Annotated in this window: 14 protein-coding genes; 6 read left to right on the top strand and 8 right to left on the bottom strand. The window is 74.9% G+C overall.

What is annotated here, in order from left to right; translation table 11 throughout:
• Positions 1 to 103: 103 nt before the first annotated feature.
• The gene (locus tag HNQ09_RS13895; protein WP_343057822.1) at positions 104 to 841 is read right to left on the bottom strand and encodes an aminotransferase class IV; all 738 of its coding nucleotides are present in this window, start codon (positions 839 to 841) and stop codon (positions 104 to 106) included.
• A complete protein-coding gene (locus tag HNQ09_RS13890) occupies positions 838 to 2,805 on the bottom strand; it encodes a chorismate-binding protein (protein WP_343057821.1) in 1,968 nt (655 codons plus the stop codon). Before HNQ09_RS13890 ends, HNQ09_RS13895 begins: the two co-directional genes overlap by 4 nt.
• 119 nt (positions 2,806 to 2,924) lie before the next feature.
• Between HNQ09_RS13890 and HNQ09_RS13885 the strand changes: the two genes are divergently transcribed.
• The 3 genes from HNQ09_RS13885 to HNQ09_RS13875 all read left to right on the top strand — a co-directional run bounded on the left by HNQ09_RS13885 (position 2,925) and on the right by HNQ09_RS13875 (position 4,892).
• Positions 2,925 to 3,386: an RrF2 family transcriptional regulator gene (locus HNQ09_RS13885; protein WP_184030446.1), complete on the top strand. Its 462-nt coding sequence runs from the start codon at positions 2,925 to 2,927 to the stop codon at positions 3,384 to 3,386.
• A gap of 44 nt (positions 3,387 to 3,430) precedes the next feature.
• Positions 3,431 to 4,516 (top strand): quinone-dependent dihydroorotate dehydrogenase, encoded by a 1,086-nt coding sequence (locus HNQ09_RS13880; protein ID WP_184030444.1) that lies wholly within the window; start codon positions 3,431 to 3,433, stop codon positions 4,514 to 4,516.
• A gap of 202 nt (positions 4,517 to 4,718) precedes the next feature.
• On the top strand, positions 4,719 to 4,892 hold the full coding sequence (locus HNQ09_RS13875; protein WP_184030442.1) for a hypothetical protein: 174 nt from the start codon (positions 4,719 to 4,721) through the stop codon (positions 4,890 to 4,892).
• A gap of 51 nt (positions 4,893 to 4,943) precedes the next feature.
• Here HNQ09_RS13875 and HNQ09_RS13870 read toward each other — a convergent pair whose 3' ends face one another.
• The 4 genes from HNQ09_RS13870 to pyrR are packed head-to-tail and all read right to left on the bottom strand — an operon-like array spanning position 4,944 to position 8,310.
• Complete coding sequence (locus HNQ09_RS13870) at positions 4,944 to 6,206, bottom strand: dihydroorotase (RefSeq protein WP_184030440.1); 1,263 nt, start codon at positions 6,204 to 6,206, stop codon at positions 4,944 to 4,946.
• A gap of 12 nt (positions 6,207 to 6,218) precedes the next feature.
• Positions 6,219 to 6,827, bottom strand: a complete 609-nt coding sequence (locus HNQ09_RS13865; protein ID WP_184030437.1) for a hypothetical protein — start codon at positions 6,825 to 6,827, stop codon at positions 6,219 to 6,221.
• 2 nt (positions 6,828 to 6,829) lie between these two features.
• Positions 6,830 to 7,765, bottom strand: a complete 936-nt coding sequence (locus HNQ09_RS13860) for an aspartate carbamoyltransferase catalytic subunit (protein WP_184030435.1) — start codon at positions 7,763 to 7,765, stop codon at positions 6,830 to 6,832.
• A complete protein-coding gene (gene pyrR / locus HNQ09_RS13855) occupies positions 7,762 to 8,310 on the bottom strand; it encodes a bifunctional pyr operon transcriptional regulator/uracil phosphoribosyltransferase PyrR (RefSeq protein ID WP_184030433.1) in 549 nt (182 codons plus the stop codon). Before pyrR ends, HNQ09_RS13860 begins: the two co-directional genes overlap by 4 nt.
• 373 nt (positions 8,311 to 8,683) lie before the next feature.
• On the opposite strand from pyrR, the gene HNQ09_RS13850 reads away from it, so the two are divergent.
• Positions 8,684 to 9,175 (top strand): Hsp20/alpha crystallin family protein, encoded by a 492-nt coding sequence (locus HNQ09_RS13850; RefSeq protein ID WP_184030431.1) that lies wholly within the window; start codon positions 8,684 to 8,686, stop codon positions 9,173 to 9,175.
• Between the two features lie 104 nt (positions 9,176 to 9,279).
• Here HNQ09_RS13850 and trhO read toward each other — a convergent pair whose 3' ends face one another.
• A complete protein-coding gene (trhO, locus tag HNQ09_RS13845) occupies positions 9,280 to 10,191 on the bottom strand; it encodes an oxygen-dependent tRNA uridine(34) hydroxylase TrhO (protein WP_184030429.1) in 912 nt (303 codons plus the stop codon).
• Positions 10,192 to 10,332: 141 nt separating this feature from the next.
• Between trhO and HNQ09_RS13840 the strand changes: the two genes are divergently transcribed.
• Entirely contained in the window at positions 10,333 to 12,444 is a 2,112-nt protein-coding gene (locus HNQ09_RS13840) for an ABC-F family ATP-binding cassette domain-containing protein (protein ID WP_184030426.1), read from the top strand.
• Positions 12,445 to 12,518: 74 nt separating this feature from the next.
• Positions 12,519 to 12,977: a hypothetical protein gene (locus HNQ09_RS13835; protein WP_184030423.1), complete on the top strand. Its 459-nt coding sequence runs from the start codon at positions 12,519 to 12,521 to the stop codon at positions 12,975 to 12,977.
• 77 nt (positions 12,978 to 13,054) lie between these two features.
• Here HNQ09_RS13835 and HNQ09_RS13830 read toward each other — a convergent pair whose 3' ends face one another.
• Positions 13,055 to 23,815 (bottom strand): translocation/assembly module TamB domain-containing protein, encoded by a 10,761-nt coding sequence (locus HNQ09_RS13830; protein WP_246363371.1) that lies wholly within the window; start codon positions 23,813 to 23,815, stop codon positions 13,055 to 13,057.
• Positions 23,816 to 23,893: the final 78 nt, after the last annotated feature.

Raw genomic sequence — 23,893 nt, 5'->3', positions numbered from 1 at the left:
CATCAACTCCACTACGACCGCTCACCGTCACGGTTGCTCGCTTTGCTCGAACCCCATGAGTTGCTGGGCTTGCAGCAACTCATGGGGTCACCGCTGTGAGGCGTTAGCCCGGGTCCTCTGCGGGCCAGACGAGCTGCGGGTCGGTCGTCCCGGGCCAGCGGGCGGGCAGGCCGAGGCGCCATCCCTCCGCGCTGATCTCGCGCACCGGGACCACCCCCACCCCGCTGCCACAGACCCAGGCGCGGGTGACGCCCGGCAGCGCCCCTGTCGAAACGGGCCGCTCCTGCACAGGCCGCCCCGCCAGAAAAGCCGCCCGCGTCAGCCCCGGCAGCCCGCCCGCAGGCACCACCAGCTGCCCCGCGATCTCCAGCAGCGGCGAGGTGCGGCCCCCGTCCACCACCCGGCCCGCCGCGTCGGTCAGCCAGCCCTCGAACGCGCCCGCCCGCGCGGCCTCCCGCCCGGCAAGCAGGTACGGGAGGTAGTTGCCGGTTTTGTGGCGGGCAAGCTGGGGATGGACCTGCGCGGCCGTCAGGTGAACGCGCACGCCGCCCGCCGGACGCGGCCCCGGCGCGAGCGCCCGGTGTGTCCAAAAGACGCCCTCCCGGGTGGCCGTCAGCCGCAGCAGGCCCCAGGGCAGAGGGTCGAGGGCGGGAGGCGGGGGGTCGCCCGGGGGCGCGGGCAGGTCCAGAACAGCGCAGGTGTGCGCCAGCCGCGCCAGATGCGCCGCCCACAGCAGCGGACGGCCCCAGCGGGTGCGAACGGTCGTGAAGGCCGACTCGCCGTGCCGCCAGGCGCCCGAGTCGAGGTGGGGCGGCAGCGGCCTCAGCCCGGGCCGCGTCACGGCCCCGCCGGGCGGCTGGCGGCGGCGGGGCGGCCCGCCGCCTGGGCACTCAGCCGCAGCCAGTTGCCCAGCAGCACCCGGCCCGCCGGACTCAGGACGCTCTCGGGATGAAACTGCACCCCCCAGGCGGGTTGCCCGGGCAGCTCCAGGGCCATAATCTCGCCCCCTGCGCTGCGGGCCGTGACCTGCTCCGGCGGCAGGCCGCGCACGACCAGGGAGTGGTAGCGCCCGAACGCGGCGCCGTCCGGCACGCCCGCGAACAGCCCGGTCCCGCCGTGGCGCACCCGCTCGGCCCGGCCATGCACCGGCTCCGAGCGCACCACCCGGCCGCCCAGCACCTCGCCCAGCGCCTGATGCCCCAGGCACACGCCCAGCAGCGGCACCCCGCGCGCCAGGCACAGCCGGGTCAGGGCCAGCGTGCAGCCGCTGGTCTGCGGCGTGCCCGGCCCCGGCCCGGTCAGGACCGCGTCGGGGCGGGTCGCGAGCAGCGCCGCTGCGTCCTCGTCCTGGCCTCGCAGGTCCACCCGCGCCCCCAGCGCCAGCAGGTCGTGCGCGAGGTTGAGGGTAAACGAATCGCGGTTGTCGAGCAGCAGCACCCGCAGGCCCACGGGCGTGCCCTTCGGCGCGGGCGGCGGCGCCCAGGCCCGGCCCGGCACCGGGGGCGCGGGCGGCTGCGCGGGCCGCCCCGGTTGCCCCGACAGCACCGCCAGCAGCGCCTGGGCCTTGTGGACGGTTTCCCGCGCCTCGCGCGCCGGGTCGGCGTCGATCACGGTGCCGCCCCCGGCGCGGACGGTGACGGTCCAGCGGCCGGACCCCGGGCTGGAGGCGCCGTCCGCCTCCAGCCGCCGGAACTCCGCCGTCCGGATCAGGATATTGAAGTCCACCCGCCCCCCGCCGACGATTCCCACCCCGCCCGTGTACCAGCCACGCGGGCCGGGTTCGAGGTCACGGATCGCGGTCATCACCCGGGGTTTGGGCGCCCCGGTGATCGTGCCGCCGGGAAAGGTGGCGGCGAGCAGCTCGCGCACGCTCAGGCCGGGCCGGGCGGTGGCCGTCACCTCCGAGACGAGGTGCATCACGTGGCTGTAGCGCTCGACCAGGCCGAGGTCGGGCACCGTCACCGTGCCGGGGGCCGCCACCCCCCCCAGGTCGTGGCGCACCAGATCGACCAGCATGGTGTGCTCGCTGGTCTCCTTGGGACTCGCGCGCAGCTCACGCTCCAGCGCGGCGTCCTCCTCCGGCGTCTCGCCCCGGCGCCGGGTGCCCGCGATGGGCCGGGCGCCCACCGCCTCGCCCGCCCACCGCACCAGCCGCTCCGGGCTGCACGACACGACGGTCTCCCCGCCCATCTCCACAAAGGCCATGAAGGGGCTGGGATTGACCTCGCGCAGCCGCAGGTAGGCGGCGAGGGGATCGCCCTCTGCCCCCGCCCGCACCCCCCGCGACAGGTTGACCTGATAGACCTCGCCCGCGCGAATCAGCTCCTGCACGGCCCGCACGCCCGCCGGGTAGTCCACGTCGTTGGCGCCGAACGCGCCCACGTGCAGCGCCGGAACCGGGGCCGGGTCGAGCGCGAGCACCGCCGCCCAGTCCACGTGCCCGGCCTCGCCCACGGCTGCCAGCGTGCCCGCCGCGCGGTCCCACACCAGCCCGCTGGGATACAGCCCCCACCACCCGGCGGGGCCGTCCGGGTCATGGGTGTCCAACCCGAACTGCCGCGCCGCCTCGTACTTCAGGCCGCCCAGCCACGCGGGAAAGAACCCCTCCCCGGCGGGCCGCTCGGGCACCTCCGCCTGCACCCGCAGCGGCCAGGCGCTCAGGAAAGAAAAGCGGCCGTACTCCACCAGCGGCCCCAGCGATTCCAGCAGCGCGGCCCCCGGCGCCCCCGCCGCCCGCAGGCGCAGCAGCGCGCCCGCCGGGGAGAGGGAGGTCAGGGCGGCGGGCAGGGGAGACAGCGCCTTCACGGGCTGGATTGTAGGGGACAGGAGGGGAGGCGCCGGGGCGGAGAGGCCCCCGGCTCCCGGCCCCCCCCCCGGCCTCAATTCCCCCCATTCCGTCCGGGTTTACGCGGTACACTGCTCGCATGTGGGTCTCGACCAGAGCACAGTACGGCCTGCGCGCCCTGATCGAGATCGGGCGCCGCGACGGCGAGGCGGTGCCGCTCAAGGACGTGTCGGAGCGCCAGGGCATCAGCCAGCATTACCTCGAGCAGATTGCCAGCAACCTGCGCCGCGCGGGCTTTATCCGCAGCGTGCGGGGCGCGCACGGCGGCTACCGGCTGGCCCGCCCCGCCGCCGAGATCAACGCCTACGACGTGGTCACGGCGATGGAGGGCAGCATCGCGCCGGTCTCCTGCGTCGAGGACGACCACGTCTGCGACAAGGGCAGCGTGTGCGGCACCATCGACCTGTGGCACCGGGTGGACGCGGCGCTGCGGGACGTGCTGGGGGGCACCAGCCTGGCCGACCTGATCGCCGACAGCGAGCGTCAGGAACACGCCCGGCTGGTGCAGCTTGACCCCGGCTTCCCGGTCTCGCGGGCCTGAAGCGCCCTTCCCTCCGGCGAACCACCCCTTATCCTGAAGGCGCGATGTACCGCCGCCTCAAATCCGCCCTCTTTCGCCTCGACGCGGAGGACGCCCACCATCTCACCCTCGCCGCGCTGGGGGCGGCCTCGCGTGTGCCGGGGTGGCCCGGCCTGCTGCGCCGGGTGACGGCCCCCACCGACCCGCGCCTCACGCAGACGCTGTGGGGGCGGCCCTTCGCGTCTCCGGTCGGGCTGGCAGCGGGCCTCGACAAGAACGCGCAGGCGGTCCCGGCCTGGGGCGCGCTGGGCTTCGGCTTCGTGGAGGTCGGCACCGTCACGCCGCTCGCGCAGCCGGGCAACGCGCGGCCCCGCCTCTTCCGCCTGCCGGAAGACGAGGCGCTGATCAACCGCATGGGCTTCAACAACGCCGGTGCCCAGGCCCTGCACGGGCGGCTCGCGGCCGGGTCCGCCCGCCCGGTGCCGGTGTGGGTGAACGTCGGCAAGAACAAGGCGACCCCCAACGAGGAGGCGACCGCCGACTACCTGAGGTGTGTGTCGGCGCTGCAAGACGTGGCCGACGCCTTCGTGGTCAACGTGAGCAGCCCCAACACGCCCGGCCTGCGCGCCCTGCAAGCGGCAGGCGACCTCGCCGCCCTGCTGCGCGCCGTGCTGGACGAGGTGGAGCGGGGCCGCGTCCGCCGCGCCCGACGCGCTCCCCCGGTGCTGGTGAAACTCGCCCCCGACCTGCATCCCGCCGACTTCGAGGCGAGCGTGGCGGCCGTGCTGGCGTCGGGCGCCGACGGCCTGATCGTCAGCAACACGACCCTCTCGCGGGAGGGCCTGACGCACCTGAACCGCGCCGAGGCGGGCGGCCTGAGCGGGCGGCCCCTGACGGCCCGCAGCCGGGCGCTGGTGCGCGACGCCTACCGCCAGACGCGCGGGCGGGTGCCGGTGGTGGGGGTGGGTGGGCTGTTCACCCCCGGGGACGTGTACGCCTCATTGCGCGCCGGGGCCGCCCTGACGGAGGTCTACACGGGGCTGATCTACGAGGGACCCGGCCTGCCCGCGCGCCTGAACCGGGAGCTGGCGCGGCTGCTGGAGCGCGACGGCTTCGCAAACGTGGCCGAGGCCGTGGGCGTGGACGCCTGAGCGCGCTCCGCTTTGCCTGCCGCGGGGCACCCGCAGATCAGAGATGGCAGATCAGAGATGGCAGATCAGAGATGGCAGATCAGAGATGAAGGTCTCTCTAAAGGCTCTTTGTGGGGGGTGAGACGCTGCGGCGCCGCGCCCCCGTGCCAGCATGCGGGCGGCCGGGACCCCGGCACACCACCGCCACAGGAGGCGCCCCAGCATGACCGATCCCGGAGACCTTGCCAACACCGACGCCAATACCCGCGACGACATGGACCAGACCAAGCAGGTCAAGCCCGGCGTGGGAGAGGACAACCGCGAGGAAGTCCTCCAGAACAACGACCTCGACCAGGGCCGCAAGGGGGCCGAGAACCCCGACCCCCTCGACCTCTGAGGCCAGTATTGTTGCGGCTCCGGCTGTCCTGTACGGGAGGCCGGAGCTTTTTTATTCGCGCCGGTAGGCCACCTGCCCGCCCACCAGCGTCAGCGTCGGCCAGCCGCGCAGCGTTTCGCCCGCCCAGGGCGTGAACTTGGCCTTGCTCAGGAACGTGGCGGGATTGACCTCACGCTCCGTGTCCAGATCGAGGATGACCAGATCGGCGGGGGCGCCCGGCTCCAGGGTCGGCTCGTGCCAGCCCATCACGCGGGCGGGGGCCTGCGTCATCAGGTCCAGCAGTTTTTCCAGCCCCAGCCGCTCGCCGAAGCGCGTCCACATCAACGGAAAGGCCAGTTCGATATAGGCGATGCCGGAGGGGGCCTCCAGCAGGTCGCGTTCCTTTTCGGCCCGCGTGTGCGGCGCGTGGTCGGTGGCGAGGCAGTCCACCGTGCCGTCGAGCAGCCCGGCGAGGAGGTGCTCGGCGTCCGCCTGGGTGCGCAGCGGCGGCGCGACCTTGTAGAGGGCGTCGAACGACCGCAGCGCCTCGTCCGTCAACGTGAGGTGGTGCGGGCAGACCTCGCAGGTCACTGGCAGGCCGCGCGCCTTGGCCTCCCGCACGAGGTCGAGCGCGCGGGCGGTGGAGAGGTGCTGGACGTGCAGCCGCGCGCCCCCGCCGTGCTGACACAGCTGGGCGACGATCTCCAGGTCGCGCGCCACGCGGGCCGCCTCCGCCGCCGCCGGGTTGCCGGGCAGGCCCAGTTCCTCCGACACCGGCCCCTCGTGCATCACGCCGTCCGCGCGCAGCGAGGCGTCCTCGGCGTGGACGCTGACCACCATGCCCAGCGAACGGGCGTATTCCAGCCCCAGCCGCAGCACCCGCGCGTTCTCGTTGGTGCGCCCGTCGTCGGTGAACATGGCGGCGCCCGCTTCCTTCAGGAAGGCGAGTTCCGCGAGCTGCTCGCCCTGCTGGCCCTTTGTCAGCGCGGCGGCAGGTTTCAACCGGGCGAATCCCAGCCCCCCCGCCTTCTCGATCAGCGCCCGCACCAGCGCGGGTTCGTCCACGACCGGCGACGTGTTGGGCATCGAGACGACCGTCCCGTACCCGCCCGCCGCCGCCGCCGCGAGGCCCGAGGCGAGGTCTTCTTTTTCCGTCTGCCCCGGCTCGCGCAGGTGCGCGTGCAACTCGATCAGGGCGGGGGCGACCGTACCGCCCTGTCCGTCGATGACCTCGCCCTCGGGAGGCAGGTTCCAGCCTTTGATGACGCCGTTTTCGGCGGTAACGGTCTCCAGGGCGTTGGAGCCGGGGCGTTTGATGTTGGTGATGGTCAGCATGAATACCTCTTCTCAACTCTTCTGGTGGATAGGGAGGCCGCCGCAGTTCGCGCCGTCGTTTGGAAACCAGAGGTAGCGCCCCGCCGGGAGGCTGGCGTCTGCCGCCCTCACCACGGTGAACTGAAATACCCGCGCCGGGCCGAACTGCGGCGACCGCCCCCAGCCACAAGCCTGGACGGTAAAAGCAACGTCGCGCGTCAATCCGGCCTGAGAGCAGGTGCGCCACCGCGCGGACCGGGCGTCTGGGCGGTTGAGCCGCTCCGAGAGCTGCTCGTAAGCCGTGTGGGTGTCCCTGATCTCGCGGACGCTTCCGCCGGGCGCGGCGCGGATGAGGGCGGTTCGCCCCGACTCGGCCCGCTCCGTCACCGTCCAGGTGTTCGCGGTGCGCCGGGCCGGCGTGCCGTGGGCCTGGGCCAGCAGCCGGGCCACCGCCGGGGGGGACAGGCGGTAGACGGTACAGTTCGCCGGGGGTCGTGGACGGCAGGGGGCCTGAGCCACTCCGGCCGAGGCGCGTTCCAGCGCCTGGAGTGCCCGCACGACCCCCGGCGGGGCCTCCACGGGAGAGCAGGCCGCCGCCCACCCCTGAAGGGCCAGCAGCCCGACCAGCGTCGCCCGCCTCATCCCTACTCCCGCCCCACCAGCAGGTGATAGAGCACGCTCATCCGCACGGCCTGCCCGTTGTCCACCTGCCGCAGAATCCGGCTGCGCGGCCCGTCCGCCACGTCCGCGCTGATCTCCAGGTCGCGGTTCATCGGGCCGGGGTGCAGCACGATGGCGCCGTTCTCGGCCTCCCGCATCAGGCGCTCGTTCACCTGATAGTGCTCGGCGTACTCCTGAAGGCTGGCGAGGTAGCCGCCACTCATGCGCTCCTGCTGCAATCTCAGGGCCATGACCGCGTGGGCGCCGCGCACCGCCTCGCGCGGGTCGGTGGTCAGGGTCACGCCGGGCAGGGCCGCGAGATCGGCGGGCAGCAGCGTCGCCGGGCCGCACAGCACGACCTTCGCGCCGAGTTTGGGTAGCAGTTCCACGTTGCTGCGCGCGACCCGCGAGTGGCGCACGTCCCCGACGATGGCGACCGTCTTGCCCGAGAGCGAGCCGTATTCCTGCCGCACCGTGTAGGCGTCGAGCAGCGCCTGGGTGGGGTGCGCCCGCCGCCCGTCGCCCGCGTTGATGACCGGCTTGCCGCTGTAACGCGCGACCAGATGCGCCGCGCCCGCCGCGTGGTGGCGCACGACGTAGGCGTCCACCCGGTAGGCGGTCAGCACCTCCACCGTGTCGCGTAGGCTCTCGCCCTTGCCCAGGCTGCTCGCGCCCGCCGCGAAACTCACCACGTCGGCACTCATGCGCCGGGCGGCGAGTTCAAAGGACACGCGCGTGCGTGTGGAGTTCTCGAAAAAGGCGGTGCAGACGGTCAGGCCTTGCAGCGCGGGCACTTTCCTGACCGGGCGGTCGAGGACCTGGCTCATGGTGTCGGCGTTGTCCAGCAGGGCCGAGAGGCGCTCCGGCGTCCAGTCCGCGAAGTCGAGCAGATGCCGGGGGCGGGCGGGGCTGGCCGTCATTGCAGCGTCTCCAGGTCGTGCAACTCCACCAGGTCCACGCCGTCCGTCTCCGCCAGTTTCACCTTCACGACCTCCGTGCGGGCGGTCGGCAGGTTCTTGCCCACGTAGTCGGCGCGGATGGGCAGCTCGCGGTGCCCCCGGTCCACCAGCACGGCCAGCTGGATGCTCTCGGGACGGCCCAGGTCGATCAGGGCGTCGAGCGCCGCGCGCACGGTCCGGCCGGTAAACAGCACGTCGTCCACCAGCACCACCCGGCGGCGGGCCAGGTCAAAGGGCACCTGCGTCTCGCGGATGATGGGCTGGTGCGCGACTTCGGAGAGGTCGTCGCGGTAGAGGGTGATGTCGAGCATCCCGGTGGGCACCGCCACCCCCTCCAGCTCCCCGAGCTTGTGCGCCAGCCGCGCCGCCAGCGGAATCCCGCGCGTGTGAATCCCGATCAAGGCGAGCTGCTCGGCCCCCTTGTTGCGCTCGATGATCTCGTGCGCGATGCGGGTCAGCGCCCGGCGCACCTCGTCGGCGGTGAGGATGGTGGCCTTGGGCGTCATGCCCGGCTCCGGCCAGAAAAAATGCCGTCCAGCACGCGCTGTCGGCTCATGGGGATAGGCTGCATAGAACTCCTTCTCCTGCCTCACGGGGCGGGTGCGGCCTCACGGGACCGCTGCTGAGAAAGTGGGGTGCTGCGTTGTGGTCGGCCGGGGGCGCCCGGGCCTCCTGCCTGGCGGAGTGTACACCGGGACTGGGGCGGAAGGGCCGCCTGGCCGGGTCCCCAGCCGGGTCGCCGCCCCCTCTCCCGCTGAGCTTCTTCCTTAACACGCACTAAACTTGACACGGCGGCACTCAGGTTTTACTCTATCGGCAGTTGAGCGGGAGGCCGCGCGAGTGGCGGCCGAACGCTTCCCATCTCAGGAGGTAACGACCTTGATGCGTTTTGACCCCTTCCGTGAAATCGAAGAACTGACCCAGCGTATGGACCGCGCCTTCGGCGGCAGCGTGAACGGCCAGCTGGCCCGCCTGGCGCCCCCGGTGGACGTGCACGAGGACGAGCAGGGCCTGGAACTGACCCTGGATCTGCCGGGCGTGCAGCCGGACGACATCCAGATCGAGGCCGAGAACCAGACGCTGACCGTGCAGGCCAAGCGCACCTACAACCGGGGCGAGGGCCGCACCGCCCACCGGGTCGAGCGCGCCTACGGCACCTTTTCGCGCACCTTCAGCGTGCCTGCCAAGTACGACCTCACCAAGGTCGAGGCCGATTTCGACCACGGCACCCTGACCCTGCGCGTGCCCCGCAGCGAAGCCGCCCAGAAGCGCACCGTGCAGGTCCGCAGCGGCGGGCAGCTCAGCGCCCCGAAGACGGTGGACGCCGAGCAGGGCGGCACCCAGCAGGCGGAGCAGGCCCAGCAGGGCTGATCCCCCGGCGCTGTCCCTAAGCGCCCCATCCACCAGCATCGTGAGCGGACGCCCCAGCCTTCCTGCGCTGGGGCGTCCGCTGTGGGGGCGAGGGCCGTTACCCGTTATCCCCGCGCCCCGTACTGCCGCTGGCGTTCGCGGAAGCCCGCCTTCTGCTCTCCGGTGGTCGTCCCGAAGCAGTGCGGGCAGCTCACGCCGCGCTCGAAGTGGGGATGGCGGGTGTCCTGCGGGGTCAGCGGCCACCCGCAGGAGTGGCACCCCTCGCTCTGGCCGGGCGTCAGGCCGTGGCCGACTGTCACGCGCCCGTCGAACACGAAGCATTCGCCCTCCCAGCGGCTCTGGGCTTCCGGCACCTCCTCCAAGTAGCGCAGGATGCCGCCGCGCAGGTGGAACACATCGTCAAAGCCCAGCGTCCGCAGCAGGCTGGTGGACTTCTCGCAGCGGATGCCGCCGGTGCAGAACATGGCGACCCGCCTGCCCGCGAGGTCCTCGCGGTGCGCCTCGACCCAGGCGGGAAACTCGCGGAAGGAGTCCAGTTCAGGATTGACGGCGCCCTGGAAGGTCCCGGCCTGCACCTCGTAGCGGTTGCGGGTGTCGACCACCACCACATCGGGGTCGTCCAGCAGCGCGTTCCACTCGGCGGGGGTGAGGTACTCCCCGACCTGCGCCAGCGGCTGCACCGGCACGCCCAGCGTCACGATCTCGCGCTTGAGCCGCACTTTCAGCCGCTTGAAAGGCCGCTCCTCGCTGAGCGACTCCTTGTACTCCAGCCGGTCGAAGCCCGCCGCGCGCAGGAAGGCGTGCAACTCGTCGGTGGCGGCCCGCGACCCGGCGACCGTTCCGTTGATCCCCTCCGGCGCGACGATCAGGGTGCCGCACAGGTCCAGGCGGGCGGCGAGGCGCTGGAGGTCCGCGCGCAGCCCGGCGGGGTCGTCCAGCGGGCGAAACTGGTAAAGGGCGGCGACGACCCAGTGGGCCGGGCGGGAGGCAGGGGAAGGCAGGGTGGCTTCAGGCATGGTGGGGCAGCGCGCGGCGGCGCGGCTGAAGTATAGGGCGGCCGCCCTGGCGACAGTGCCCTGGCGATAGGGGGGCCTGCCCCCGGCATTGGAAGCGTTCTTCCGCCTGGACCGGGTGCCTGCCTGCTACCCTCCTCCCCGATGCCCACCCTGCTTTCCGCCGAGGCCCTCTCCGTCACCTTTGGGGAGCGGGCGGTGCTGCGCGGCGTGTCGCTGGCGGTGGCTTCGGGCGAGAGGGTCGCCCTGCTGGGCCGCAACGGGGCCGGAAAGACCACGCTGCTGCGCGTGCTGACCGGGGAGCTGCCCGCCGAGGAGGGCACGCTCTGGCGGATGCCGGGGCTGCGGCTGGCGGTGCTCGCGCAGCACCACGCCCACCCCCCCGGCCGGACCGTGCGCGAGCTGGTGGACGGGGCGCACCCTTACCGCGCGCTGGAAGCCGAGCTGCTCGCCCTGGAGGCCGACCTGGGTGACCCGGCGCGGCTGGCCGCGTGGACCGCCCTGCACGCCCGGCTGGAGGACGCCGACGCCTACCGCTGGCCCGCCCGCGCGGCGCGGGTGCTGGGCATGCTCGACCTGACCCGTTTCCTGAACCGCGAGGCGGCGACCCTCTCGGGCGGCGAGCGCACCCGCCTCGCACTGGCCCTGGCACTGGCCCGCGAACCCGATCTGCTGCTGCTCGACGAGCCGACCAACCACCTCGACATCCGCATGCGCGAGTGGCTGGAAGGGTGGCTGCGCGACTTTTCTGGCGGCGTGCTGCTCACCAGCCACGACCGCGACTTTCTGGATGCGGTGGCGGGCCGCAGCCTGTGGCTGGAAGGCGGCGAGGCGGCCGAGTATCCCGGGGGGTACTCGCGCGCCCGGCACCAGCGCGACCTCGAACGCCGCACGCGCGAACGCGCCGCTCAGCTCTCGGGGCGTGAGGCCGCCCGGCTGACCGGAAGCGCCGAGCAGCTCGACCGCTGGGGCCGCCGCTCGCGCGCGGTGAAGACCCGCGCCGGACGGGTGCCCGTGACCGAGGCGCCGCTTCCCGAGCGGCAGCTGCGGATGCGCCTGCTGGCCGGAACCGCGCGGGCGCCGCTGGTCGCCTGGGGCGAGCACCTGAGCAAGAGCTACGGCGAGCGCGTGGTGCTGCGGGAGGCCGCCTTCAAGCTGCGCCAGGGCGACCGGGTGGCCCTGATGGGCGCCAACGGCACCGGCAAGACCACCCTGATGCGCCTGCTGGCGGGCGAACTGCACCCCGATCCCGTCCTGCCCGCTGGGGAGACCGCCGACCCCGTGTTGCGGGTGGCGAACGGGGTCACGGTCGCTTCCCTCGACCAGATCTGGCACGGCCTGACCCCCGGCGAGGGGTTGCAAGCGCAGTTCGGGCGCCGCTTCGGGGAGCAGCGGGCGCGGGCGCTGCTGGGCCGCGCGGGCTTCACCGCCGAGGACTGGCCCAAGACGCCGGAGGTGCTCTCGGGCGGCGAGCGGGCGCGGGCGGGGCTGGCGCTGGTGAGCGCCCTGCGCGCCGACCTGCTGCTGCTCGACGAGCCGACCAACCACCTCGACGTGGAGGCGCTGCTCAGCCTGGAAGGGGCCGTCCACGCCTACGGCGGCGCGGTCGTGATCGTGACCCACGACCGCCGCTTTGCCCGCGAGGTCGCCAACCGGCTGTGGGTGATCGAGGACGCTGCGCTGCGCGAGGTCGCCGGGTGGGGCAGCCGCGAGTACACCGACCCCGCCCGCACCCTGGCGGGCGATCCGCCCCCGTCCCCGCCGCCCCCCACGCCCCGGCAACGCCTCGCGCCGCTGGAGACGCAGCTCGCCGCCCTGCGCCGCGACCTCGACGGCCCGCCCGGCTCGCTGACTGGCCGTGAGGAGGCCCGCTTGCGGGCGCAGGCGCACCAGTTGCAGGGGCAGCTGTATGCCCTCTACGCCCAGGCCTACGCCGCCCCGCAGTACGACGCCGAGGTGCGCGAGCCGCCGCTGACGGTGCGCGCGCAGCGGCTGGGCGACAGTACCGGCAGCCTGGGAGGCGGCATGTTCTGGGCCGCCCGCGACGAGGGCTGCCCGCACCTGGCCTGGGACGGCGAGACGCTGCGCTTTTCCGCGCCGCCGCCCGCCTGGTACGGCGCGGCGCTGCTCGCCGGAGCCTTGCGGATTCTCTTCGAGCATTGGAATGTGGGCCGGGCGCGGCTGGGCGAGGGCGGGCCGCTGCTGACCCGCCGGGCGTATTTCGAGCGGCTGGGGCTGATCCGGCTCTCCGGCTGACGGCCCGCCTCTCCGCCATGCTTTCTCCTCCACATCCCACGTCCTGCCCGGAGCGCCCCGCTATACTCCCGGTCATGGAAGATCTCATCAAGGGCCGCCTCGGCGGTGCGGACGGGTTCAATGTCCGCTGCGCCATCGACGGCGACCGCATCTCGGGCCGCGCGGGCGGCAGGCTGTACGGTCAGGACATCGAACTGGAAATCACCGAGCGCGGCGTGCAGGGCACGGTGGGCGAGGAGAGCGTCAAGATCGAGCTGGAAGAAGGCGAGCTGCGCGGCCACGTCGGCAACCAGAAGCTGGTCCTGCGCGGCGTGGACCGCGTGACCGGTTTTCTGGGCGAACCCATCGTGGGCTGGAACGTCGCGGCGCAGCAGCAGGGCGAGCGGCTCCAGGGCCAGCTCGGCAGCACGGTGCTGGGCCGCCCCTTCGAACTCGACCTGGGGACCGCGCCCGGCTGGGTGGGCACGCTGGTCGCCGTGGTGGCCTTCTACGCGCTAGAGCCGCGCGTGAGCGGCAAGGCGGTCAGTTCTTAACCCTCAGCGAGCAGCCCAACCAGAGAGACGCCCTGGCCTGTGCCGGGGCGTCTCTTCTTTGGGCTGGGCGCGTCCCGCTACCGCCCGAACAGCCGGTACGACACCCCGAAGCGGAAGGTCGTGCTGTCCTCGTCGTTTTGCACGCCCACGCTGACGCTGCTGCGGTTGCCGAAGTTGTAGGCGGCGCTGAACGACGGCCGCACCGTCTGGAGGCCCAGCCCCAGCGGCGTGCTGACCTTGAAGGTGACCCGGCCGTCGGCGGTGCTGTAGGTGGCGTCCAGCAGGCCCTGTCCGCTCAGGTCCACCTGGTACTGGAGGTACAGGTCGCGCGTGAGGTACGACCCCAGCGTGATCGTGGCGCCCAGCGTGCCGTCGGCGGTGCCGAGGTTGGGCGTCAGCCGGAACACGTCCAGGCCCAGCGCGCGGGCCACGTTGCGCTCCAGCTCGCCCAGCACGAAGATGTTCAGCGCCGTTTGCAGGGCGCTGGTGCCCAGGGCCGCCAGGTTGCTGGGCAGCGCCTCGAGATTCGGGACCCCGGTGGCGACCAGCGCGTACAGCTGCGCCTCGGTGTAGGCGTTCCCGGTCGCGGGGTCGGTGCAGGCCGCGCCCCCCGTGGCCGCGCAGCGCAGGTCGGTCCGCAGGTCCAGCACCCGCTCTCCGTTCGGCAGGGTCCGGAAGTCGCCGCGCACGTCGAGTGTGACGGGCACCCGCTGGCCGCTGACCGCCGAGGGCACGGTGCCCCCCGCGACGACCGCGAAGGTGGGCAGGATGCCGTCGCCCGCGAAGGCGACCTGCCCGCTGGAGAGCGCGAACTCGTTCTCGCGCAGGAAGAGGGTGCCGCGCTGGGCCGTGACCTCGCCCGCCAGCCGGGGCTGCGCGCCCGTCCCCGAAAGGGTCAGGGCGCCGCTGAACTCGGCGCGGGCCAGCGCCTCGTCCACCCGGATGCCGCCGGGCGCGCGAATCGGGATGTCCTCGAACACGGTCCGTTCCAGGAAGGGGCGCGCCGGGCGGGCCTGGGCCTCGCCCTCCGCCGCCGGGGGCTTCGGAAAGGTCGTGAACTCGGGGGGCAGCGGGCTGGGGTAGTCGTCGGTGGTGCGCCCGTTACTGGAGGTCGCCGCCCCGCCCACCGTGCTCTGGCCCGGCGCCGGAATGGTCGCCGCCGCCCCAACCCGGCCCAGCGTGAGCCGGGCGAAGGTCGCCGCGCCGCTCACCCGGACCAGCGTGCCGTCGTCCACCGCGCGCAGGTCGGCGTTCAGCAGGCTCTCGCGGGCATAGATCGCCGCCAGCGGCAGGTTGTAGCCGCGCGCCGTGAGGGTCAGGTCCAGACGGGGCGAGAGGGTGCCCGTCACACTCAGGGTGCCCGGCCCGCCCGCCGCCGTGGGGGCGCTGCGGCTCTGGGCGTCGAGTGTCCAGCGCGATTCACTCGCCTGGGTGACGGTCACCGTGCTGTTGGGCAGCGCCCCCAACGCCTGGGGGGCCAGCAGGCCGGTGAAGGTCGCCTGGGTGCCCGAGAGCCGCCCGAGCGTGAGCTGGCCTTTCACGTCCAGCTGGCCGTCGCTGCCGACCGTGCCGCCAGTCAGGATCCGCCCGCCCGCCGTGAAGGCGCCCGAGTCGGGCAGGTCGCCGCTGAGGGCCGGAACCTGCACGCTGAGGCCCGCCACGCTGCCCACGAGGTTCTGCGCCCGCAGCAGGCCGCGCGGGCGGTCGTAGCTGCCGGTCGCCGCCAGGGTCAGCGTGCCCTTGAGGCTGGGCGTGAGGTCGGCCAGGCCCGGAATCAGCCGCAGGACCGGGGTGAAGGTCGTGTCGCTGAAGCGGGCGCTGAGGTCCACCCGCTCGCGGGTGTAGCCGCCGCGCACGTCCCAGGTTCCGGCCCCCGCAAGCTGGATGTTCACGTTCCGCAACTCGCGCGCCGCGTAGTCCAGGGTGCCGGTGCCGGTCAGCGTCTCGGTCACGGCGCCCTCGCCACTGCCGCTGGTGGCGGTCACCCGGATGCGCTCGGCGACCACCGTGGCGCTTCCGGCCAGGGGATCGGCCAGCGGCACGGTGAAGCGGGCCACGCCGGTCACGACCCCCTCGCCGACCGCTTGATCGGTGAGCGCCGAGGCGACGGCCCCCAGCGGCAGCGCCTGAAGGGTCGCCCGCCCGCTGAGGACGCCCCCGGTCAGCGAGGCGAAAAAGTCGGTCTCGCCCAGGAAGCCGCGCAGGCGCCAGTCGCCGCCGATCAGGGTGCCCTCGACGCGGGCACCCAGCGTCTTGGGGCCGATCTGGAGCGCCGGGCTGCTCAGCGAGGCCGTGCCGCCGCCGTTGCTGAAGGTCGCCTCGCCGTTCACCCGGCCCGCGAGGCCCGGCGCGACCGCCAGATTGGCGACCTCGAGGTTGTCCAGGCGGGCGCGCAGACGATAGCCCTCCTCGGTGGGGCGCAGGGTGCCCAGGGCGCTCAGCGCGGGCAGCAGGTCGGCCAGGCCGCCGTCGCCGCTGAGCTGCGCCTGACCCATGTCGTTCCCGGCCGTGAGCGCCGCCGTGAAGGTCTGGCCGCGCAGCAGGGCGCTGCCTTCCAGCCGCAACTCGCTCCCCGCCACGCTCAGCGGGTAGCGCGCCGCCGTGACCGAGCCGGTCAGCCCGCCCGCGCCGGAGGTGACGTTGGCGGTCAGGGTGCCGCCGTCCCGCGTGAGGGTGCCCGTCAGGTTGCCGGTCCAGGCCGTCTCTCCCCGGTTGGCCGTGACCCGCACCACGCCGGAAGGCAGGGCCGCACTCGCCCGCACCTGGGGCCGTCCGCCCGAGAGCGTCACGTCCGCCGCCACGTCGCCTGCCAGCGTGACGCCCAGGTACGGCACGCTGGAGGGGGTTCTCAGGTCGGTCACGCGCAGGGTGACGCTGCCGTCGCCGCTGCGGGTGCCCACGGCGCCGCTGGCGGTCAGCCGCCCGGTCACGCCCCGCAGTTCCAGCCGTCCCAGGTCGAGGCCGGGCAAGTTGGCACGCAGGGTGTCTCCATTCCAGCCCACGTTGCCCGAGGCCAGCCCGTCGGTCACGCTGAGGTCGGCCGCCCGCAGGCCCGCCGTGCCCGCCGCCCGCCACTCGCCCCGCCGCACGCTGAGGGTCAGGGTGGGGTCGGCCAGCGGCCCCGCCGGCGTCACGCTGAGGCTGAGTTCGGGGCGGGTCAGCGCCGCCGTGCCCAGCCAGCGCCAGCGGCTTTGTTCGTCCGGGCGCAGTTCCAGCACGCCGCTGGCGGTGGCGCCGGGGCCGTCCACCAGCCGCAGTTGCACGCCGCCCCGGTTCGCCACCAGCCGCGCCCCCGCGCCCAGCAGTCCCGCGTCGCCCGTCACCAGGGGATGGGCCAGCGGTCCCGAGACCCTCAGCGCCGCCGCCTGGGTCAGCACGCCCGCCGGGCCGCCGCTCACGCGCGCGGTGCCGTGCCAGCCGGTCAGCGGGTCGGCGTCCACGTCCAGCGCGGCGCGCAGGCCCTGAGCGCTCAGGGTGCCGTCCAGCGCCAGGGCGCGGGCGCGGTACACGGCGCGCAGGGTGCCGTCCAGGGCGCCGCTCGCCGCCAGGGTGAGGTCCGCGTCGGCCTCGCCGCTCGGGGTCAGGCGGGCCGTGCCCGTCGCCCGCAGCTCGCTGCCCGCCGCACCCGCGCTCAGGCCATTCAGGGTGAGGGTCCGCCCGTCGAGGGTGGCGACCGCCGCGCCCGCCTGGGTCAGCGTGCCGCGCAGCCCGGCCAGCGTCCCCGTGAAACTGCCGCTGGTGTCGGCCAGCGTGACGCCCGCCGCCCCGGCGCCCCGGGTGCTCAGGGTGCCGCTGAGCTGGGGGGCGGTCAGTGTGCCCGAGAGCGCGAGGTCGGCGGCGGCCGTGCCCTGGCTGCCTTCCACCAGCGCCAGCGGCGTCAGGCGCAGCCCCCCGGCCAGAGCGGGGATGAACCCCTCGCCGGGGGTCAGGGTCAGCTGCCCGCCGCCCAGCGCCCCGGCCGCCAGTGTGTAGCCGCCCTGGCCGTCACCGGTCAGGCTGACAGGAGCGGGCAGACCCGGCACGGTCGCGCTCGCGGTGCCCGCCAGCCGGGGCCAGGCGCCCCGCAGGTCGAGGTCCACCACATTCCCGCCCTGCCGGGCCGTGCCGTAGACCCGCGCCTGAAGGGTGCCCGAAGTCAGATCGAGGGCGGAGGCGTCGGCGTAGAGGGTGCCGCTTTGCCCCGCGCCCCGCAGGGTCAGGCGGGCCTGTGCCCGCGCGTCCCGCAGCGGTCCGGAGAGGGTGACCCGCGCGTCCAGCTCCGGCGAGACGGCCGAGGCGCTGCCCGCCACCCGCAGGTCCCGCAGCGGTCCGGTCAGGGTAAGGTCGGCGCCCACGGTCCCTGCGCCGAAGCCCTTCGCGTTCACGTCCCGCACCGTCACCCGCACCCCGGCGGGCAGCGTGCCGCGCGCCGACAGGACGCCTCCCCGCAGGCTGCCGTCCAGCGCGGCCTCCAGCGTGTCGGGGCTGCCGGGCTGCCGCACGTAGGTCGCCCGGCCGTACAGGCTGAAAGGCCCGGCCGTGCCCTGCTCGCCCCGCAGCGCGAGCTGCCGCGCCTCAACGCGCTCGGGGCCGCCCGCCAGGGTGCCCGCCGCACTCAGGCTTCCGGCGAAGGTCAGCGCGTCCACGTCCCAGGCCGGGGGAAGCAGCCGCGCCAGCCGCAGGGTTTCGGCCCGCAGCGTGCCCTGGTAGCGCCCGCCCGCCAGGCTCAGGCCCCCCGCGACCCGCTCGCCCGCCAGCCGCACGCCGAGGTCCCCGGCGCGGTAGGTGGCGCCCAGGTCGCCGCTCAGCTCGCCGCCCGTGTCCGTCACCCGGCCCGCGAAGCTGGCCTCGGGGCGGCTCCAGCTTGCGCCCGCCAGCGTCGCCCGGCCGGTCGTGCGCAGTTGTCCCGCGCGGCCCCACAGGGCGCCCACGTCGAGCGCGGCGAGGTCGACGGTGCCGCCCGGCCGCAGCGGCAGGCTGGCCGGGAAGCTCCCCGTCACCCGCGCCGGGCCGACCGAGCCATTCAGCGCCAGCGTGCCCGCGCCGGTCAGCGCCGCGTCGAGCGGGCCGCCGGGAACGGTGCCGCTCGCGCGCAGGGTGCCCAGCCAGCCCGTGCGCGCGTTCCAGCCGGTCACGCCGTCGAGCCGGACCCGCGTCTCTCCCGCCACGTACGGGGCGTGGACGGTCAGGCGGGCCTGTTGTAACCCGCCCAGCGCGCCCGAGTTCAGCTGGCCGCGCACCTGTCCTGCCAGCGCCTCGCCGCCGAGGCTGACCTTCCAGTCGCGGCCCAGCAGCCGGGCGCTCAGGCGGGTGCCCGCCGCCTGAAGGCCGCCCACCCCGCCCGTCCCCACGCCGCCCGTCCCCACTCCGCCCGTCAGGGTGCCCTGGGCACGCAGGTCGGGCCTGGACAGCGTGCCCAGCGCCTGCACGGTGTAGGCGCCGGGGAGCAGGTCAGTCAGCGTGGCTTTGGCGCTGAGGTTCAATGCCGGAAAGACCGGGCCGCTCGCCCGCAGGGTGCCCAGCGTGCCGGGCAGGGTCACCTCCGCCCCCCGAAGCCGCAGCACCCTGCCCCGCCACGAGGCCGGAGCGCGGAAGGCCGCGCCCGCCACCTCGCCGTCCGCGTTCAGGCGCAGGTCGGCCAGCGTGCCCGTGACGGTGCCCACCACGCGGCCCGGGGTGCCCCCCGCCAGCGCCCGCAGGTCCGGCGCGGCGAAGCGGCCTGCGGCCCGCCAGTCCCCACTCGCCCGGTTCAGGTTCAGGTTCAGGCTGGCCCCGGCGACCAGCGCATCCAGGGTCGCCGTTGCCTCCGGACCGCTCAGGGCGCGCCCGACGGCGCTCAGGTCCAGCGGGCGGCCCGCGTAGCTTCCGGCCGCGCGCAGGCTCAGCGTGCCCGCCGCGTCGCCGCCCAGGGTGCCGCGCAGGCTGTCGCCCGCAGCGGTCACGGCGCTCAGCGCCGCGTTCGCCCGGGGATACAGCGGCCCGCGCACCCGCAGGGCCACCCCGGCGAGGCCGCTTTGCAGGTCCGCAGAGAGCTGTCCTCGGCTCAACGTCACGTTGCCCGTCGCCCGCTGGCCGCCCGCCGCGAGGTTCACGTCCGCCTGCCCGCTCGCCCGCCCGAGGTCGAGGTCCGGCACCGTCAGGTCGGCGGTCACCCGCCCGGTCGCCTCCAGCACGGGGCGCAGGGCACGGGCATCCAGGACCGCGCCGCGCACGGCGAGAGTCTTTCCGTCGTAGGTCAGCGGCACCCGCGAGCCGGGGTGGGTCAGCGCGGCGCGCGCCGTGACCCCGCCGCGCCAGTTCAGCTCTCCGGTGAGGTCCAGCGGGTCACCCAGGTAACGGGTGCCGCGCGTCCTGAGCGTGGCGCCGCCCTCCCGGACCTGCGCGACCAGTTGCCCAGGCACGACCTGCGCCCGCACGTTCGCAGGCAGCGCCGCCAGGACAGGGGAGAGGTCGGCGCTCAGCGTGCCCCCGAGGCCGGGCAGCAGCGTCAGGCGGCCTCCCAGCGGACCGCCGGGCAGGGCGGTGAGCTGTGTCCCCTCGCCGCGCAGGGCCACGGTGCCCGCCCGCGCGCCCAGCGCGTACCGCAGCGCCGCGCCCCCGCTCCAGCGCCCGCCCGCGTAGGTCAGGCCGCCCACGTTCACCCGCCCGCCCGTCAGCGAGGCGGTGAGGGGCAGGGTCTGGGCGGGCAGGGTCACCGCGAGGTCCCCTGTGCCGAAGCGCTGCTCCCTCAGCCGCAGGGTGCCGCGCAGCCGCTCCAGGCTGCCCGCCGCCTCCGCGCTCAGAAAAGGGCCGCTCACGCTGGCGCGCAGCCCGCGCAGGTCGGTCACCCCGCGCAGCTCACCGCTGGCGGCCAGCGTCTGTCCGGCCAGGGTGCCGCGCAGGTCCACCCGGCCCTCCCGCGCGGTGAGGCGCAGCGGTCCGGCCCGCAGGTCGGCGCCGAGCTGGCCCCGGCTCAACGTCACGCCTCCCACCGCGCGCTCGCCCGCCGCCCGCAGGTCCACCCGCGCCCGCCCGCTGGCCCGCGCGAGGTCGAGGCCGGGCACCGTCAGGTCCGCCGTCACGCGCCCGGAGGCCTCAAGCAGCGGCCGCAGCACCCGCGCGTCCAGCCGGGCGCCGCGCACGGTCAGGTTCTCTGCGTCGTAGCGCAGCGGCACCCGCGAGCCGGGGTGGGTCAGGGTGGCCGAGGCGCGCAGGCCCCGGCGCCAGTCCACCCGGCCGCTGAGCGCGAGGGGGTCGCCCAGGTAGCGGGTGCCGCGCGTCTCCAGCGTGGCGCCGCCCTCGCGGACCTGCGCGACGAGCTGTCCGGGGACGACCTCCGCCCGCACGTCCGCAGGCAGCAGGCCCAGGACAGGGGAGAGGTCGGCGCTCAGGGTTCCCCCCAGCTCCGGCAGCAGCGTCAGGCGGCCCGCGACGGGTCCGGAAGGCCGCGCCGTCAGGCTGCCCCCCTCTCCCGTCAGGCGGAGGGTGCCGCCCTGCCCCGCCAGCGTGTAGCGCAGATTCTGGGCGCCGCTCCAGCGTCCGGTCAGGTAGCTCAGCCCGCCCACCCGTGCCCGCGCGCCTGTCAGCGAGCCGGAAAGGGAGAAGGTCTGGGCGGGCACCCGCACCTGCGCCGCTCCCGTGCCGAAGGTCTGTTCGCGCAGGCGCAGGGTGCCGCGCAGGTCGGCCACGCCCCCGGTCGCCTCGCCGCTGAGGAGGGGGCCGCTCAGGGTGACGCGCAGGTCTTGCAGGGTGGCGGGCAGGGTCAGCCGTCCGCGCGCCGTGACCGTGTGGCCCGCGACCTCGCCCACGGTGTCCACCCGGCCGTCCCGGGCGGTCAGGCGCAGCGGCCCGGCGCTGAGATCCCCGCTGAGTTTCCCGTTCCGGGCGCGCAGGTCGCCCACCAGCGGCTGCCCGGCCAGCGTCAGGCGGCGCGCGCGCAGGTCGAAGTCGTCGAAGCCGCGCAGGGTCACCCGCCCGCTGCCCCCGGCGCCGTCGAACACGTCCACCGTGCCGCGCGGCGACAGGCCCGTGCCGCGCACCCGCCCGTCCACGTACAGGCCCGCGACCGGGCCGCGCACGTTCAGGTCGTATCTTCCCTCCGGAAGCGCGGCGGTGCCGGTCGCCCGCAGGCCCTCGCCGTCGGTCAGGAGGACGTTCAGGTTCTGCCACGGCCCGCGCAGCGCGACCGTGTACTGGTCGAGGACGCCGCTGGCGTTCACCTGTCCCCGGAAGCCGGGTCCCCAGGTCGCCGCGCCGCGCACCCGCCCCGCCTGCCCGAAGGCGGTCAGGGCCTGGGTGCCGGTCACGTCCAGCAGCCCGCTGCGCGCGTCGTAGCGCACCTGCAAGTCGCCCCAGGTGCCGCTCGCGGCGGGGCGGGGGGTCAGGCGTCCGGTCAGGTTCACGGCCTGGCCCGGCAGCGTGACCCCGGCGAACGACAGCTCGCCCGTGCGCCCGCTCAGCCGCGCCCGCAGGTCGCCGTACCCGCCCGCGAGAGAGGCGTTCAGGGTCTGCCCCTGCCAGGAGGCCGTGCCGCTCGCCTGCACGTCGGGGTAGACCCGCCCGGCCAGTCGGGCGCGGGCGTCTTCAAAAGCCCCGGTCAGGTCCGCCGTCACCGTTCCGCCCGTCCGCGTCAGCGTGCCGCGCACCGCCGCGCCCGCCGCCGCCGCGCTCAGTTGCGCCGTGCCGCCCTGCCCCGCCAGCGCGAGGTCGAGCGTTCCCCCGAGGTCCTCCACCCCCACCAGCGGGCGCAGCGCGGCGAGGTTCACCCGCCCGGTCGCGTTCCAGTTCTCGCCGTCCAGCACGCCCTGGGCCGTCTGCCCGGCGGTGGTGAGCTGGAAGCGCACGCCCCGGTCCACGCTCAACATGCCGGAGATGTCGGCGCCCTCCACCCGCGCCTGGGTGCGGAACCCCTGGGCGAGCCGGGTGTCGGCCACGACCGTCACCCCGCCCGCCGTGCCGCGCAACCGGGCCACGTCGCCCAGCCCGGTCGCGGTGAGGTCGTAGCCGTTCCCGGTCGCGCGCAGGGTGCCGCTGGCCCGCAGGGTGTTGGTGACGGTCGCCGTGCCGTTGACGCGGGCGCCGCCCACCACCGGCAGGTCCCGCGCGTCCAGCGTGAAGGCGTCGCCGCGCCAGCTCAGGCGCTGGCTTCCCGGCGTGAAGGTGCCGCGCTGGTCGAGGTAGTTCAGGTCCAGCGGTCCCCGCAGCTCTTCCGTCACGCCGGGCAGGGTCGCCGCCAGGGTGCCGCGCACGTCGCCGCCGGTCAGGTCGAGGGTGCCGCTTCCGCCCAGCGTCACGCCCGCGCCGCTCAGCCCCTGGGCCGTCCAGCCGCCCCGAAAGGAGCGGTCGAGGTCGAGCCGCACGGTGCCGAGGTCGGCTTTCAGCCCCTCTCTATTCAGCCGCGCGGTCCCCGCCAGCTCGAAAGGCCCGGCGCTCCCGTTCGAGACCACCGCCCGCAGGTCGCCCGGGGTGCCCCGCAGCGCGACCTGCGCCGAGGCCGCCCCGAAGGCAGGGTTGAGGCTGGCCGTGAGCTGCCCGCCCGAAAGCGCGTAGGTCCCCTCGGCCCGCCCTCCCAGCGCGTCGCCTTCCACGGTGAGGCGGTTTTGCGCGTCGATGGTCGCGGCCAGGGTCAGCGACTTGCCCGCGAAGTCGCCCTCCCAGGTCGCCCGGCCCTCCCGCCCGAAAGCCCAGCGCCCGCTGAGCGCCTGGTTGCCCGCCAGCCGGGTCCGCGCGCTGAGGGCGAGGTCGTTGGTCTGCCGGGCGCCGCTACCCCCCTCTGCCGGGCTGGCCGCGTCCCGGTTCAGGAAGGTGTACTCGGCCCGCAGCGCCTCGAACGGCACCCCCGCGAGCGTGCCCTCGCCCTTGGCGTAACCCTTGACCCGCACGGTGCTCCAGCCGCCCGCCGTGACCCGCAGCCGCGCCGTGCCCTGCCCGGTCGTGCCCAGCGCCCGCGCCAGCCCCGCCACGGTCGGCTCGGCGTCGGCCGTGACGGTCCAGTTCCTGGCCCCCAGGTCCACGCCGCCGCGCGCGGTGACCGGGCCGTTCCAGCCGCGCCCGGCCAGCTTCAGGGTGATGTCGTCCCCCCGGTGGGTGGCTGTGCCCGCGATGTCCCGCACAGTCACGAAGCGGGCCTGGGGCACCCGCAGGCTGCCCTGACGCAGCCGCAGGTCGCCGCGCACCGGCCCGTCTCCCAGCACGTAGCGCCCGGTGATGCGCCCGCCCGTCACCCCCGGCCAGTAGTGGTTGAGCACCCGCGCGTCCGCGTCGAGGTCGAGCAGGTAGCGGTTCCCGGCCGGGACCTGCTCCACGGTCACGTCGGCGTTCAGCTCGCCGTCCCGGGTCCGGCCGCGCACCGCCAGCGCACCGCCTTCGCCCGGCGTGACCTGAAAGCGTCCGTCGGGCACGTTGAGGCCCGAGCCGTCCACGCTGACCCGCGAGCGCTGCACGTCCAGTTCGCCCAGCGCGACCTTCCAGCCGCTGCCCGCCGGGGCGCCCTGCTGGCCGCCGCCGCCCGAGACGAGGTCCCCCAGGCGCAGGTTCACCGCCGCGTCCTCGACCGCCACGTTCAGGCGCACCGTCTTGCTCGCCAGGTCCACGCCCGCGACCCGCACGCTGGCCCGCCCCGCCGTGCCGCTGACCCCCGGCAGCCGCACCCGCGCGCCGCGCAGCTCCGGCGACCACAGCCGCCCGTTCACACCGTCCGCCGTGACTTGCGTCTGCTCGCCGCTGACCTGCTCCAAGGCCCACTGGCCCAGCAGCCGGGGCGAGAACCACCCGGCCAGGCCCAGCAGCGCGGCCAGCCCCAGCAGCAGCCAGGGCCAGCGCCGCCGGGCGGGGCGGGCCGGGGCGCTGGGGGGGGCAGCGGGACGCGGCGCGCCAGTCACGCGCGGACCGGGAGCAGGGGCAGGAAAAAGGCGCTGGGGACGGGGCGGGCGGTCACCCGGGCATTCTAAGCGCTGCCG

The organism is Deinococcus budaensis, from assembly GCF_014201885.1.
Lineage (GTDB): Bacteria > Deinococcota > Deinococci > Deinococcales > Deinococcaceae > Deinococcus > Deinococcus budaensis.
Note: the sequence above shows the minus strand (reverse complement) of the source record. Positions and strands in the feature narration are given on the sequence as shown.